The organism is Methylobacterium sp. 2A, assembly GCF_009806555.1.
In the GTDB taxonomy this organism is placed as follows: domain Bacteria; phylum Pseudomonadota; class Alphaproteobacteria; order Rhizobiales; family Beijerinckiaceae; genus Methylobacterium.
The window spans coordinates 441,525-455,873 of the sequence record NZ_VUOK01000021.1; the positions used below are offsets into that span (position 1 = coordinate 441,525).

General features: G+C 68.9%; 15 protein-coding genes and 1 pseudogene. 11 read left to right on the forward strand and 5 right to left on the reverse strand.

All coding sequences use genetic code 11. From position 1 onward, the window contains the following. The first annotated feature begins 34 nt into the window (after positions 1 to 34). From FVE89_RS13080 to FVE89_RS13105, 6 genes and pseudogenes are all read left to right on the forward strand, one after another. Positions 35 to 235, forward strand: coding sequence for a hypothetical protein (locus FVE89_RS13080; RefSeq protein ID WP_160534362.1), 201 nt, complete (start codon positions 35 to 37; stop codon positions 233 to 235). A gap of 27 nt (positions 236 to 262) precedes the next feature. Next, the gene (locus tag FVE89_RS13085) at positions 263 to 907 is read left to right on the forward strand and encodes a BON domain-containing protein (protein WP_160534363.1); all 645 of its coding nucleotides are present in this window, start codon (positions 263 to 265) and stop codon (positions 905 to 907) included. A gap of 277 nt (positions 908 to 1,184) precedes the next feature. Then, positions 1,185 to 1,345, forward strand: a pseudogene (locus FVE89_RS31130) (IS630 family transposase); the annotation flags it as partial. A gap of 211 nt (positions 1,346 to 1,556) precedes the next feature. Beyond that, entirely contained in the window at positions 1,557 to 1,862 is a 306-nt protein-coding gene (locus FVE89_RS13095) for a hypothetical protein (RefSeq protein WP_160534365.1), read from the forward strand. A gap of 129 nt (positions 1,863 to 1,991) precedes the next feature. Then, positions 1,992 to 2,399 (forward strand): thioredoxin family protein, encoded by a 408-nt coding sequence (locus tag FVE89_RS13100; protein ID WP_160534366.1) that lies wholly within the window; start codon positions 1,992 to 1,994, stop codon positions 2,397 to 2,399. Positions 2,400 to 2,537: 138 nt separating this feature from the next. Continuing rightward, positions 2,538 to 3,707, forward strand: coding sequence for a glycosyltransferase (locus FVE89_RS13105; protein WP_342389854.1), 1,170 nt, complete (start codon positions 2,538 to 2,540; stop codon positions 3,705 to 3,707). On the opposite strand, the gene FVE89_RS31675 is transcribed toward FVE89_RS13105, so the two are convergent. Together FVE89_RS31675 and FVE89_RS13115 are read right to left on the reverse strand one after the other, a co-directional pair. After that, positions 3,674 to 4,579, reverse strand: a complete 906-nt coding sequence (locus tag FVE89_RS31675) for a helix-turn-helix domain-containing protein (protein WP_202130750.1) — start codon at positions 4,577 to 4,579, stop codon at positions 3,674 to 3,676. The genes FVE89_RS13105 and FVE89_RS31675 overlap by 34 nt on opposite strands. A 633-nt stretch (positions 4,580 to 5,212) precedes the next feature. Further along, on the reverse strand, positions 5,213 to 5,974 hold the full coding sequence (locus tag FVE89_RS13115) for a zinc-ribbon domain-containing protein (protein ID WP_342389853.1): 762 nt from the start codon (positions 5,972 to 5,974) through the stop codon (positions 5,213 to 5,215). A gap of 173 nt (positions 5,975 to 6,147) precedes the next feature. Here FVE89_RS13115 and ftsE point away from each other — a divergent pair, with 173 nt between their 5' ends. The 3 genes from ftsE to FVE89_RS13130 all read left to right on the forward strand — a co-directional run bounded on the left by ftsE (position 6,148) and on the right by FVE89_RS13130 (position 8,754). Then, complete coding sequence (gene ftsE, locus FVE89_RS13120; RefSeq protein WP_160534422.1) at positions 6,148 to 6,840, forward strand: cell division ATP-binding protein FtsE; 693 nt, start codon at positions 6,148 to 6,150, stop codon at positions 6,838 to 6,840. After that, a complete protein-coding gene (locus tag FVE89_RS13125) occupies positions 6,837 to 7,805 on the forward strand; it encodes an ABC transporter permease (protein WP_160534368.1) in 969 nt (322 codons plus the stop codon). Before ftsE ends, FVE89_RS13125 begins: the two co-directional genes overlap by 4 nt. Before the next feature lie 166 nt (positions 7,806 to 7,971). Next, positions 7,972 to 8,754: a YdcF family protein gene (locus tag FVE89_RS13130; RefSeq protein WP_160534369.1), complete on the forward strand. Its 783-nt coding sequence runs from the start codon at positions 7,972 to 7,974 to the stop codon at positions 8,752 to 8,754. A 29-nt stretch (positions 8,755 to 8,783) separates the two neighbouring features. Here FVE89_RS13130 and FVE89_RS13135 read toward each other — a convergent pair whose 3' ends face one another. The 3 genes from FVE89_RS13135 to FVE89_RS13145 all read right to left on the reverse strand — a co-directional run bounded on the left by FVE89_RS13135 (position 8,784) and on the right by FVE89_RS13145 (position 10,315). Next, the gene (locus FVE89_RS13135; RefSeq protein WP_246730708.1) at positions 8,784 to 9,083 is read right to left on the reverse strand and encodes a hypothetical protein; all 300 of its coding nucleotides are present in this window, start codon (positions 9,081 to 9,083) and stop codon (positions 8,784 to 8,786) included. A 29-nt stretch (positions 9,084 to 9,112) separates the two neighbouring features. After that, the gene (ptsN, locus tag FVE89_RS13140) at positions 9,113 to 9,580 is read right to left on the reverse strand and encodes a PTS IIA-like nitrogen regulatory protein PtsN (protein WP_160534371.1); all 468 of its coding nucleotides are present in this window, start codon (positions 9,578 to 9,580) and stop codon (positions 9,113 to 9,115) included. 141 nt (positions 9,581 to 9,721) lie between these two features. Then, the gene (locus FVE89_RS13145) at positions 9,722 to 10,315 is read right to left on the reverse strand and encodes an HPF/RaiA family ribosome-associated protein (protein ID WP_160534372.1); all 594 of its coding nucleotides are present in this window, start codon (positions 10,313 to 10,315) and stop codon (positions 9,722 to 9,724) included. Between the two features lie 213 nt (positions 10,316 to 10,528). On the opposite strand from FVE89_RS13145, the gene FVE89_RS13150 reads away from it, so the two are divergent. Together FVE89_RS13150 and mdoH are read left to right on the forward strand one after the other, a co-directional pair. After that, a complete protein-coding gene (locus tag FVE89_RS13150; RefSeq protein WP_160534373.1) occupies positions 10,529 to 12,097 on the forward strand; it encodes a glucan biosynthesis protein D in 1,569 nt (522 codons plus the stop codon). Positions 12,098 to 12,139: 42 nt separating this feature from the next. Continuing rightward, entirely contained in the window at positions 12,140 to 14,305 is a 2,166-nt protein-coding gene (gene mdoH / locus FVE89_RS13155; protein WP_160534423.1) for a glucans biosynthesis glucosyltransferase MdoH, read from the forward strand. Positions 14,306 to 14,349 lie beyond the last annotated feature (44 nt).

Here is a 14,349-nt window from a genome sequence, read left to right on the forward strand (position 1 = left end):
GGATGCCTCTCGTCAGACGAAACGGGAGCGAGCGATGACCCTGGTTCTAAGGTCCAGCTACATCCAGACCGTGCGTCGCGTGCGGGTACCGGTCGGATTGGTGCCGCGCAACGATGCCCCGCCCGCACTCATCACGGACGCCTATCGCTACAAAGCCACCGGCAGCCTGCAGGCCCTGGCCCTCGCCGTAGCGGCCTCAATCGTCACGCCAGTGCTGCTCTGGCTGGTCCTCTGAACCCCCGCCGAACCGAGGAGATAGGTCATGAGCGACCAGACAATACGCCAGCACGTCATCGACGAATTGGAATACGCACCGATGATCGATGCGGCGCCGATTGGTGTCGCCGTAGAGGACGGCGTCGTGACGCTCACCGGCCATGTCCGGAATTTCGCCGAGAAGAGCATCGCCGAGCACGCCGCGCTACGGGTTCGCGGCGTGCGGGCCGTCGTCGAGCGGATCGAGGTCCGCTACCCGGAGAATCCACGCGTGGGTGATGAGGCCCTGGCCGAGCGATGCGCCCGGGTGCTGGAGTGGAACGTGCAGATCCCGGAGCGCTCGGTCTCGCTCAAGGTCGAGAATGGCTGCGTCACGCTTGAAGGCTGCGTGCCGTACTACCACCAGAAGGCGGCGGTCGATAAGGCGCTGCGGCGGATCGCCGGCATCACCGACATCGTCAACCTCATCGCGGTGAAGCCGCCGGTCCAGCCCACCGAGGTCAAGGAACGGATCCTCGCCGCCTTGAGGCGGAGCGTCAGGGATCCGGACACGATCCGCGTCCACGTGGACGGGGACAAGGTGACCCTGGACGGCTGCGTGGACGTCTGGAGCGAGCGCGAGCTCGCCGAGCGCGCCGCATGGTCGGCGCCCGGCGTCCGTGCCGTCGAGGACCGCCTGACGCTCGCGTGACGGGAAGTTCTACGCGCGCTGGTTGAGCCGGGGCCTGCAGGGCATGGGCTACCGCAAGCTCTCCGCCCGCCCGCGCCACCACGCTCAGGACCCGGACGCCATCCCCGCATTTAGAGCTCCTCACAAAACTCCCGAGCACCGGATATTTCCCTCTGGCCGCGACAGCGCAGCGGGAGTTTTGTGAGAGGCTCTTAAAAGGACTTCCCCGCCCGCATGGCGGAGAGCGCGCAGGCCGATAGAGATCTGGTTCTCCGACGTCCTTCGACAGGCTCAGGACGAGGACCTCTGGCAGTTCATGCGCGACAACGGGCTCGGCAATCGGATCTTCACATCCTATGCCGACATCCTCGACCACTGCTGCCATGCCTGGAACCCCTCATCGACCAACCCGCGCGCATCATGTCCATCGGACTGCGCGCATGGGCCCATGGGTTCTGATCAGCGAGGGCTGGTATAAGTGCCGCGCTCAATGGCAACGCGATCAGGCATGGCTTGAGCGGCCCATGATGTATGCGGCGGAGATAGGCATCGAACGGGCCGCTTGACCGTCGTTCGTCTGCGCTCCACGGTCGCCCGGACTGGATCGGCTGGTGTGACGCCGACGGCTTTCCAGGCTTGGCCCGGACTTGATCGAGGACACGCCCCGCACATGGCTTTCGTCAGCCTCAAGGCATGGCGGGCACGTTCCGCCGAACGCGCCGAGATCGCGGCCCGGCTGAAGCGCGATCTCGTCGCGGCTCTGAATCTCGGCGAGACCGACACAATCGCAGTGAACGAGATCGCCTGCCCCGATCCCGGTTGCCCCGATCTGGAGACCGTCGTCCTGGTGATGCGCGCCGGGGCGCCGACCCGGGCCCTGCGGATCCGGCGCCCGATGGAGGCCGTGGGTCCGGGCGACATCGATGCCCTCATCGCGGAGGACCGCGATGCCTCGTTGCACGCCTCATCCCGATGATGTGACCGGCAAAATTCGCTTTTGAATTGTCGGCATGTTGGGACCGAGCAACTTTTCATCGGTCAGTCGCGTAAGACGCACGCCGATGCCCCGGGGATAACGGGGATCGACTCGTCCGGGAGAGGCATCATGAGGAACCGCCGACGCGTCGTCGCACTGTCGTGTCTGGCCGCGCTGGGATCGATCCTGGGTTTGGCCTTCGACTCAGCGCTTGCGGGCGAGACCGTGCCGTTCTCGCAGGCCGCCTTCGAGGCGGCCCAGACGAGCGGGAAGCCGATCCTGATCGAGGTCAGCGCGCCCTGGTGCCCGATCTGCAAGACGCAGAAGCCGATCCTGGCCAAGCTGGCGGCCGAGCCGCGCTTCAAGAACCTCCAGATCTTCGATATCGACTTCGACACGCAGAAGCCGCTGCTGAAGCGGCTGAACGTGCGCATGCAGAGCACGCTCATCGCCTACAAGGGCGCAACCGAAGTCGGACGGTCGGTCGGCGAGACGCAGCCCGAATGGATCGAAGGGCTGGTCGAGAAAACGCTTTGACGGGGGCGTTCATGCCCGTCCGGCTTTTCGCCTGATGCGCCGGCGCGACCCTCACAGGCTTTCGCATTCGTTCAGACAGCGTCCGTCATAGCGCCGCGGACCCCGACCCATTCACCGGGGCCCGACGGAGTGGATTCGGTGACGCGCGTTCCAGCCCCAGATGCCCTGATCCCGGACGCGATCATCGCGGTGCCGGTGCGCAACGAGGAAGAGCGCATCACGGCCTGCCTGCGCGCCATCGACGCTCAGACCGGCCTCGAGCCCGGCGGCCTCGGGCTCGTCCTGTTCCTCAACAACTGCACGGACCGGACCGAAGCGATCGTCGCCGCGACGGTGCCGACCCTGTCGATCCCGGTCCGGGTCATGACCGAGACGTTCGCCGGGGCGCATGCCGGCTGGGCGCGGCGCCGGGCTATGGATGAAGCAGCGGATTGGCTCGGGGAGACGCGGCCGGGCGGGATGATCCTGTCGACCGACGCCGATAGCCGGGTACCACCGGACTGGGTCGCGCGCAACTGGGCAGCCATCCGGGCCGGGGCGGACGCGGTTGCCGGCCGCGTCGAGCTCGACGCGGCGGAGGCGGCAAGGCTGCCCCCGTCCCTGCCCGCGCGCGGTCGGCTCGAAGATCGCTACGATGCGCTCATCACCGAGGCGGAGGCGCGGATCGATCCCGATCCGCACGATCCCTGGCCGTGCCATCGCACCGCGATCGGCGCCACGCTGGCGGTGACGCGGGCGGCGTATTGCGCTGTGGGGGGCATGCCGGAGATCCCCCTGGGTGAGGACGGTGCCTTCATCGCGCGTCTGATCGAGCGTGGCCTGCGGGTGCGCCATGCCACCGACGTCTGTGTGACCATCTCGGCCCGTCTCGCCGGCCGGGCCCCCGGCGGCGTCGCCGATACGATCCGCGCGCGCTGCGAGGAACCGGACGCCCTCTGCGACGCCCGGATGGAATCGTTCTTTCGCGCCGTGCGCCGCTATGCCTGGCGCCGCCGCTTCCGGCGTCAGCATGGGCAGGGCCTGCTCGCGCGGGACCAAGCCTGGGCGCGGCGGCTCAGGATCGACCCCGGCGAGGCCCTTCGCATCGCGGGACTGCCCCTCGGCCAAGCCGTGGCGGAAGCCGAGCGCGCGAGTCCCCGCCTCGCCTATCGACCCATCGGCCCGCGCCAGTTGCCGCGGGAGATCCGCATCGCGCGTGTGGGCGTCGCGGTGATCCGCGTGGTCCTGGCGCTCTCGCGGTCCAGGCGGATCACCGCGCTGCCGTTGCCCCGGCGTCACATCATCGACGCGGAGCGCGGACGCTCCTGAATGCTCGAGACATCGCCCTGGGCGGCGAGGTCCCGGGGCGAGAGACCGAACCGCTGACGGAATGCATGGCTGAAGGCTGCCGGATCCGTCAGACCGCAACCCTCCATGATCGACGCGATCTTGAACCCCTTCTTGGGGGCCCGGACGATCCGCTCGTAGGCACGGTCAAGACGGGCGTTGCGGATCGTGGCCGCGATACCCTCGCCACCCGCGAAGGCCGCGTAGAGCCGGCTGCGGGACACACAGAGGTCTGCGACGAGGTGCGCCGGCCCGAACTCCGGATCGTGCAGGCATCGCTCGATCCGCGCCAGCGCCAGAGACCGCAGGGCATCCGCGGAAATCTCCCGATCCCCGCGCGCGGTGTGCCCATGGATCAGCCCGCGCAGCAGGTGAAGCGCGCCCTCGATGGCGATGCCGGTCTCCGCCTCGGACATCGTGTGGATCGAGGCCGCAAAGGTGCGGAGATAAGCGGAAAACATCTCGTTCAGCGGACCGGCCGGAATCCTGCTGCCTGCCAACTCGCGAAGGTTACCGATCTGCGATTGGAACGTCGCATGAGGAATCAGGAGCCGGATCTCTTCGAAATCAGTCAATCCGCCTCCTGAGCCCGGTTGGCTCCACGTTTGGAACGCGATGTCGCCGACGCCGAGAATCGTGCCGTGGCGCCCGTTCTCGAGGTAGCCGCGCCCCTTGCGCACCAGCATGACGCCGACCTCATCGCGGCCGTCGCGGCGAATATGATGCGGCATCCGCTCAAGGCTGTAAGGCCGACTGACCGTGTGGAAGACGCCACCATGGACCGACTGTGCGACCATCCGGCTCGCCGCAAACGGCCGGTCCAGATCGAGGCGATGCAAGTCCACCGTCGACATGACCGTGCTGCGCCAGTAATCGAAGGCCCTTTTTTCTTCCACAGAGTCGGTTGTTCCAAAGAAAACTGGGACGTTTTGATTCGCAACCACGGCGGATCAGCCTCATTTATCCCAACCGGCGATTCACGCCTGCCTGCAGATGCGGCCATCTTATCAGAATCACAGATTCATCATTTGGGCGCAACAGCGGAGCGTCGCACGCAAAAATTCAGAAGTTCCGCCACAAATGATATTGATATCTTTATTTTTTTTAAGTCATGGCTATATTAACATTGAAAACATGCACGCGAGATAAGTCTATCCTCAGACAAGTTGTTTGCTGATGCCCTTGCGGCAATTTTGCATCATTCGGCGACGGACAGCCTTACACGGCAATATGACGCTATTATCCACCCGGGTTTCCGTACTTATCACACCTTAATATTTGATCCGCGCGCGACACAAATCAGTAAATAAGATCTATAAAAACTAAACCGACGTAGGTTTGGCATTCGTACCGCGATCAGCGTGGGTGCGCCGCCGGCGTGAGGCATCGGGCAAGAAGCGTATATGGTCCCGCTCCAACCGCCCATGCCTTGGGATCGTCCGAGCCTCGGGATCGAGGCTGCACCGCCAGGAACGGCAGCGACGGGTTCAGTTGTGCTCGGATGCGCGCCGAGCCTCGGCCCGCGCGGGCTCTGCGCGCGCGAACCGGAGTACGATCGCCCGCCCATCAGCGGGGGGGTTGGTGAGTGAACCGCGGAATCGTGCAGCCTCCGCGTGACCGAGCACCGCCCGCGGTGCGGCGACCGGGAACGTCCGGAGCACGCGACCGCCGGCGTCACGGATCTCGGCGCTGAGCGGTGCCACCGGCACGTCGGATGCCGCCACGCCAACCAGGTCGCCCTCGACCACGAGCTCGGCCGGTCGGCCCTCGTCGGCCGGGCTGCTGAAGGCCGTGACGTCGCGGATCGCGATGCCGCGCAGATTGACCGGCAGCCCGATCCGGGCGAACAGGGCCGCGCTCTGGGGTACGGCTCGAACCACACTCGCGCGCGCCAGACACACGAGAGGCAAAGTCGACAGCAGCGTCAGCCCGAAAGCCAGGGCCGGCGAGAGGCCGAAGCTCTTGCCACGCACTGTCATGCGTCCCGGGCGCGGCGCGCGGGCGGCGGGTACCGGAAGATCGGCCGCCTCCCGGACCGCGGCGGTCGCCTCCTTCCAGGCCGTGTCGGCGATGGGATCCGCCTCCGCGGCCAGCTCCGCCTCGTGCCCGGCGAGCACGTCGGCCGGGGTGATGAACCACGTCTCGCGACAGGCCGCGCACCGGACCGAGCGGCCCTCCATGCCGACCTTGCCGGCCTCGATCTCGTACGCGCTCGCGCAGCTCGGACAGACGATCAGCATACGCGCCATACTCGCATCGATCGGCCGAACCGGGGCCGGACAGTGAATTCGATTGAGAAAGTGTGGCCGAACAGGGTTAAGCGGCGGTGAAATCCGGTAGGCCTTGAAAACGCCCTTCGGTCCGGCGATTCCCGGGGGCGGGATCGAAGAGATACGGCACGGCCTTGAATCTACAGGCGAGCATGAAGAGCCTGCTGCCCGGCGCAGAGCGGCCGGTGGTGCAGTTCGAGAATGTCGGCATGCGCTACGGCCTCGGGCCGGAGGTGCTGTCGGACGTGAGCTTCCGCATCGCCCCACGCTCGTTCCAGTTCCTCACCGGGCCGTCGGGCGCCGGCAAGACGACGCTGCTGCGGCTGATCCTGCTGTCGGTTCGGCCGACCCGCGGCCTCGTCTCGATCTTCGGCGAGGAGGTGAGCGGCATCTCAGCCAAGGCGCTCACGGGCCTGCGGCGCCGGATGGGCGTGGTCTTTCAGGATTTCCGCCTGCTCGATCATCTCACGACCTACGAGAACGTGGCGCTGCCTCTGCGCGTCCAGGGGCGGACGGAGGCGAGCTATCGGGCCGAGGTGGTCGAGCTGCTGCGCTGGGTCGGGCTCGGCGAGCGGATGCATGCCCTGCCGCCGCTCCTGTCGGGCGGTGAGAAGCAGCGCGCCGCCATCGCCCGGGCGCTGATCGCCCGGCCCGACCTGCTGCTCGCCGACGAGCCGACCGGCAACGTCGATCCGGGATTGGGACGGCGGCTGCTCCGCCTGTTCCTGGAATTGAACAAGCTCGGGACGTCGGTCGTCATCGCCACCCATGATTTCGGCATCATGGATGCGGTCGACGCCCGGCGGATGGTGCTCGGCGACGGCCGGCTGCGGATCGAGGAATGAGCACTCAGGCCATCCCGCGGGCGCGACCGGACTCCGTCTCCGGCGCGCCCTCCCCGGCTCTGCCGGCGCAGCTGCGCCGCAACGCGCCCCTGGTGCCGACCGACACCGCGGCCGGGCGCTCCCTGGCGGCGGTCATCGCCATCCTGACCTTCCTGGCGGGCCTCTGCGCCGGCGCGGCCGAGATGGTGGCGACGAACGCGGCGCAATGGCAGGGCGATGTCGCCCAGGAAGTCACGATCCAGATCCGCCCGAGCCCGGGCCGCGACGTCGATGCCGATCTGGCCCGGGCTGCCGATCTCGCCAGGGCGGAGCCCGGCATCGCCGAGACGCGGGTTTTCTCGAAGGCCGAGGCCGAGCGGCTGCTGGAGCCCTGGCTCGGCAGCGGGCTCGACCTCTCGGATCTGCCGGTGCCCCGGCTGATCGCCCTCAAGCTCGCCCGGGGACAGGGCGCCGACCTGAAGCGGCTGCGCGCGCGGCTTCTCGAAGCACTGCCCGGCGTCGCGAGCCTCGACGACCACGCGCTCTGGCTTCAAAGGCTGTCGAGCGCGGCCAACGCCTTCGTGGGGATCGGGATCGGGCTGGTGATCCTCGTCCTGGTGGCCACGGGCCTCGCCGTCACCTTCGCCACGCGGGGCGCCATGGCGAGCAACCGCGAGGTGGTCGAGGTGCTCCACTTCGTGGGCGCCGACGACGATTACATCGCCCGGGCCTTCCAGCGGCGGTTTTTCGGCCTGGGACTTCGCGGCGGTGCGATCGGCGCGGGCTGCGCCATCCTGGCCTTCGTGATCTTGGGGGTGCTCGCCCGGGCGGCGCGGTCCGGACCGGCGGGGCAAGAGGTCGAAGCCCTGTTCGGCGCCTTCCAGATCGGGCTGCGCGGCTATGCCAGCGTCGTGCTCATCGGCGTCATCGCGTCCCTCGTCACGGGCGTGGTGTCGCGCATCACGGTGCGCCGGTTCCTGGCCTGATCGGCCGCGGCCGCCCGCCGACCTTAAAACAGCGCGCGTGGATACAGGGGGGTCTTGGCAGCACGTTTACGATCTGGAAACCTATTCGTTGCGGTGTTGATTGGGTCTCCCGGATGCCTCCGGGTCGCCGCAATCGAAGCCGATCCTCCGGAGGATGACCACGCGTATGCCACGCGCATCGGATCCGCACCTCGCCGACGCCCTTGGCTGGTCCTGGCACGAAGGGGGCCTCGCGCACCCGGCGACCCGCCTCGCGAGGCCGCGTCACCGCGCACCGACGACCCTGTGGGTGCTGGGCCTCGGTGCGAGCTTCGGGGCAATTGCGCTGTTCGCCGGCTTCCTGATCTTCGTCAGCGCGCTCGCGCGGCAGGAGCGCGCCCCGGCCGACCGGGCGGACGGGATCGTCGCACTCACCGGAGGCGCGCAACGCATCGGCGACGCGATCGACCTGCTCGCCGGAGGATACGGGCGACGCCTGCTGATCACGGGCGTCAACGAGCGCACCAGCCGCGAAGAGATCGCCCGGCTGAACCCGACGCAGCGTGCGTTGATCGCCTGCTGCGTCGATCTCGATTACCGGGCGCGCAACACCATCGGCAACGCGATCGAGACCCGCCGCTGGATGCGGGCGCATCGTTTCAACACCGTGGCCGTGGTCACCTCGAACTACCACATGCCGCGCACCTTGATCGAGCTGGTCCATGCCCTGCAGGACAGCGATCGGGTCCTGCCGCATCCGGTGGTCACGGACGCGTTCGACGCCGACCGCTGGTGGACGAGTCCGCCCGCGGCGCGCCTCGTCGCCTCCGAATACGTGAAGTTCCTGGCCAGCTGGGTGCGCACCCGATTCGAGGCCGATCCCGAACGCTCGCGGGCGGCGATCCTGATCGGACGCGGGAAGCCCGTGAAAATGGTCGCCGAGCCGCTGGCCGCCCAAAACCTGGATTGATCCGTCCGCGTCGCCGCGTGATCCCCGACCTACTGGCCGCGGCACCGCGCCTTGATGGCCGCCGAGAATTCCCGGTCCGAGCCCTGAACCTGAGCGAGGCGCTCGCCGCGCTCGGAGCCCGACAGGCAGCGCCCGTAGACCCCCGCGACCCGGCGCATCGTCTCGACGTGCCGCCGCCAGACGCGGCAGTTCTTGGCATCGTCGCCGTCCGCCTGTTCGAGCTGGTCGATCGCCTGCCGCTGCATCGACTGCGCCACGAGGAGATCGCGCGCGCAGGTTGTCTCGCCCTGGGCCAGGGCCGGCCGAGCCGTCAGCCCCGCGCTCAGCATGAGGACCCCGGCGATACGCAGACTCGACATCACGCAGCCTGCGGCGCCGTGGAGCGGGTCAGCAGGGCGTAGAGGGCCCCGGCATCCCGCGCCGCCCGGATATGAGCCAGAAGGCCGGGTTCGCGCAGGACGCGGGCGACCTGGGCGAGGGCCTTCAGATGATCGGCGCCGGCGCCCTCCGGGGCCAACAGCAGGAAGGCGATGTCGACCGGCTGGCCGTCCAGCGCCTCGAAATCGACCGGCCGGTCGAAGCGCGCGAACAGGCCGAACAGCCGGTCGAGCCCCGGGAGCTTGCCGTGCGGGATCGCCACGCCGTCGCCGATGCCGGTCGATCCCAGCCGCTCCCGCTGAAGCAGCGTATCGAAGACGGGCCGTTCGTCGAGGGCGGGCAGGCGACGCGCCGCCTGGGCGGCGAGGTCCTGAAGCACCTGCTTCTTGGCCCGCGCGCGCAGCGACGGCACGACCGACTCGGGGTCGAGGAATTCCAGAACTGGCATCGAACGACCGTTGCCCCGTCGCCCGTCCGGTTGGAACGGGCCTCGTTGCGGGGGCATCAACGGCCGTTTCGGCCGCGCCCCTGCACATCAATCGACCGGGAAACAGGCCGGTTCCGGCTCCGTTCCTCCCGACCCGCCGCGTCAGTCGACGGCGTTCGGCGGGTCCACCCAGCCGATCGCGCCATCGCTGCGCCGGTATACGACGTTGACGCGCCCGGTGCCAGCGTGGACGAACACGAGGACGGGCGATCCCGTCAGATCGAGGGCCGTGACCGCCTCGCCAATGGTGCGGCGCTGCAGGGTCCGCGTGCTCTCGGCGACGATCGGCGGGTGCGCATCCCCATCCGCCGGCTCGTCGTCATCCTCTTCCGGAGCGGCGAGGACCGCGTAGGCCGCCTCGACAGCCGCGTCGTCGCTCGGCCCGGTGGCGTGTTGCTTGAGCCGGTGCTTGTAGCGGCGCAGCCGGGTCTCCAGTCGCTCCGCGGTCTGCTCGAAGCTCGACCGCGCGTCGTGGGCGAACCCGTTCGCCTCGATGGTCAGGCCGGACACGAGATGCAGCACGCAATCCGTGCGGAAGGCCGTTCCATCCCGCCGCAGCGTAACGTGACCGGTGCAGGCGTCGCTCATATGCGAGTCGAGATATTTGGTCTGTATCGCGGACATCCGCTCCTCGACGCGGCTGCGCAGACTCTCACCGAGATCCACGCCGTGACCCGTGACTCGCAACGACCCCATGCTGCCTCCCCCGTTTCGATGCAGGTCGCCGAATTAGAGAGCCGGCTCGGGTTAAGTCAACGGAGCGGCTTGCGGTTCGCGCGCGCGCTTAACCCTGGGTTCAGCCGGACAGTCCCTATAGACACCGATTGGAAACGCCTTCCGCCGGAGCGGGTGCCGGTCCGTCGGCAGCAGGGCCGGCGACGCCTTGAGACACCAGAGATCGAACGCCGCATGACGAGAGACGCCCGCCCGCCCGTCGCCCTGACCCGCCGCGTCGTGCTGGCCGGGGCTTTGGGCGCGGCCGTAGGGTCGCTGCCCCGCGCCGCGCTGGCGGCTGATCCCGAGACGCCGCCGCCTCTGCCGGCCGCCGGCGCGGCGTTCGAGACGAACACGCTCACCGACCTCGCCCGCGCCCGCTCCAAGGGCGTCTATGCCGGCCCGAAATCCGGCGATCTGCCGGCCGTTCTGAAGAACCTGTCGCGGGACGCCTACGACGCGATCCGTCCGGCCGAGGATCGCGGGATCTGGGCCGGCCAGGATCTCGGCTACAGCCTCGAACCCCTGCTGCGCGGATCGATCTTCGACACGCCGGTCTCGCTGTTTCTGGTTGAGAACGGTCTGGTGCGGCCGATCGCCTACGACAAGGCGTCGTTCTCGGCCCCGGGTCTCGAGCTGCCGGATCTGGACAATGACGCCGCCTTCTCGGGCTTCCGGCTGCGCGCACGGTTCGCCGACGGGGGGGCGCTGTCGGACTTCGCGCTGTTCCAGGGCGGCTCCTTCTTCCACCTCGTGGCGGAGGGGCAGGATTTCGGGATCAACGCCCGGGCGCTGGCGCTGCGGCCGGCGGACGCGCGGGGCGAGGAATTTCCGCTGTTCCGCGCGCTGTTCATCGAGACTCCCAGCCCCGGCCAGCCGATCGTGGTGCACGCGCTCGCCGAATCCGAATCCGCGACGGCGGCGTTCAAGCTCACCCTCACGCCGGGCCGGGAGGCGTCGGTCGCCGGGATCGACGGCACGGTCTTCGCGCGGGCCGATCTCGACCATATCGGGCTCGGCGGGATGCAGGGGAGCTACCTGTTCGGACCCCTCGACCGTCGCCATGTCGACGACCTGCGCGCGGCCGCCTTCTCGGTGGAGGGCTTGGCGATCCACAACGGCTACGGCGAGCCGATCTGGCGCCCGGTGCACAATCCCGAAACCCTCCAGGTCTCGGCCTTCGTGGACCGCGGGCCGAAGGGTTTCGGCCTGATGCAGCGCGCCCGCGCCTACACGGATTTCGACGACGACAAGCGACATTGGGAGCAGCGGCCCTCCCTCTGGCTGGAGCCGCTGGACGATTGGAACGAGGGCGCCGTGACGCTCCTCGAGATCCCGAGCGATTCCGAACTGAACGAGAACGTCTTCGCCTATTGGCGTCCCAAGGCGAAGCTCGCCAAGGGTGGTGAGATGCGCTTCCTCTGCCGCCAGCACTGGTCCAAGGGATGGCCCGACCCGCTGCCGGCCGGGATCGCGCGGGTCAGCGACAGCCGCTGCGGCCACGGCAGTTCCGGCAACCGACGGCTGTTCGCAGTCGACTTCCAGGGCGAGACGCTGTTCGAGCCGGGCGATATCGACGTGGATCTCAGTGCCTCGGCCGGAACGATCACCCGGCAGGACCGCTATCGCTATCGCGATCGCAGTACCCTGCGGATCGTGTTCGAGCTGGATCCGGGCGGCGAGAAGGCCAGCGAGTTGCGCCTCGCGCTCCGGCGCGGGCAAGCCCGGGCCAGCGAGACGTGGCTGTACCGCTGGACGCCGTAATTTCCGCCGCTCACCGAGAGAGGATCAGCCTCCGCCGTGCGAATGGACGACACGATCACCCTGCCCGAGCCCACCTCCCGCACGGCATCTGAGCCTGAGCGCGCCGCCCTGCCGGCCGATTCCGGCCTGCCGCCGGAGGCGCCGCTGGCGATGCCGGTCCAGGATCTGTCGCGCTGGGATCCGGGTCTCGGCCACAGGCCGGTTAGCCGGTCGCGCAGCCCCTGGCTCGCGCGCCTCTGGGTGTTCGGCGGGGCGCTGGCGCTGACCGCCTATGGCGGCTGGCAGATGGTCGAGACCGTGTCGGTCTCGGGCAGCCCGACCGCGCTCCAGCTCGCCCTCGTGGTCCTGTTCTGCCTGACGTTCTCGTGGATCGCGCTGGCCTTCACGAGCGCACTGCTGGGTTTCGCGATGCTGCTGCGCCGCGCGCGCGCTCCGGCGAACCCGGTCGCGCTCACGACCCGCACCGCCGTGCTGATGCCGGTCTACAACGAGGCCACGGCCCGCACCTTCGCGGGGATCGAGGCGATGCGGGAGGCCGTCGAGGCCACCGGGCTCGGGCGGCACTTCGACTGGTTCGTGCTGTCCGATTCGACGCAGGCCGATGCCTGGATCGCCGAGGAGCGTGCGTTCCTCGACCTGCGGGAGCGCCTGGGCCCTGATGCCCGCCTCTACTACCGGCACCGACCGAAGAACCACCATCGTAAAGCGGGCAATATCGGCGATTTCGTCACGCGCTGGGGCGGCCAGTACGACCACATGCTGGTCCTCGACGCCGACAGCCTGATGAGCGGTCCTGCGATCGTGGCGCTCGCCGCCGCCATGGAGGCGGACCCGGATGCCGGCATCATCCAGACGCTGCCGCTGATCATCAACCGCAACACGCTGTTCGCCCGCCTCCAGCAGTTCGCCGCGCGGATCTACGGTCCGGTGATCGCGGCCGGACTCGCGGCTTGGTCGGGCCGGGACGGCAATTACTGGGGGCACAACGCCATCATCCGGACCCGGGCCTTCGCGGATTCCTGCGGCCTGCCCGACCTGCCGGGCAAGCCTCCCTTCGGCGGCCACATCCTGTCCCACGACTTCGTCGAGGCCGCGCTGATCCGCCGGGCCGGCTGGGCGGTCTATATGCTGCACCGCCTGGAAGGCTCCTACGAGGAGAGCCCGCCCTCGCTGATCGACGTGGCGGTCCGCGACCGGCGCTGGGCGCAGGGCAACCTCCAGCACGCACGGGTGATCGGCGCTGCCGGCCTGCACCCGGCGACCCGGCAGCACTTCGCCACGGGGATCGCGGGTTACCTCGCCTCGCCGCTCTGGCTGCTGCAACTGGTGGTCGGTATCCTGCTGGTCCTCCAGACCGCCACGGAGCGACCGGATTATTTCGGGGGCGCCGGCTTCTCGCCGGTCTTCCCGCGGTTCGACCCGGTCCGCGCGCTGCAATTGTTCGGGCTGACCATGGCGGTGCTGCTGGCGCCGAAGTTCCTGGGCCTGATCCTCGCCCTGCTCGACCGGTCGGTCCGGCGGGCCTGCGGCGGTGGCGGCCGGCTCGTGCTCTCGAGCCTCGTCGAGATCCTGCTGTCAGCCCTGGTGGCGCCGGTGGCGATGGTGATCCAGTCCGGGTCCGTCATGGGCATCCTGCTCGGCCGCGACACGGGCTGGAATCCGCAGCGGCGCGACGACGGCTCGATCCCGCTGCGCGACATCATCGCCCGGCACAGTTGGCACACGCTGCTGGGCGTCGTGGCGGGCATCGCGGCCTTCGCCATCGCCACGTCGCTGTTCCTCTGGATGAGCCCCACCATCGTGGGTCTGGTGCTCGCCATCCCGATTTCCTGGGCCAGCGGCCAGCTCGGCCTCGGGTTGGCGCTGAAGCGCCGGCGCCTGCTCGCCACGCCGGAGGAGGCCGCGCCCCCCGCCATCGCCACCCGTGCCGGCGCCCTGACCGCCCGCAACGTCGCGGCGGCGTTCGACGAGGCCGATGCCCTCGCGACGCTTCACGCCGATCCCCGCCTTGCCCAGGCTCATAGCCTGATGCTGCCGCCGGCACGTGAGCGGCCGCGTGGCGCCATCGACGCGGACCGCACGCTCGCGGCCGCCAAGATCGGCGAGGCCCAGACGGTTGCCGAGGCCCGGGCTTGGCTGACGCCGCGGGAGCGCATGGCGCTTCTGCACGATCCGGCCCTCGTCGAACGGTTGGTTCGGCTCGCATGAGCTGACCGGCTGGCCGTTCCGCGCCTGGACCGCGGGAGAGAAGG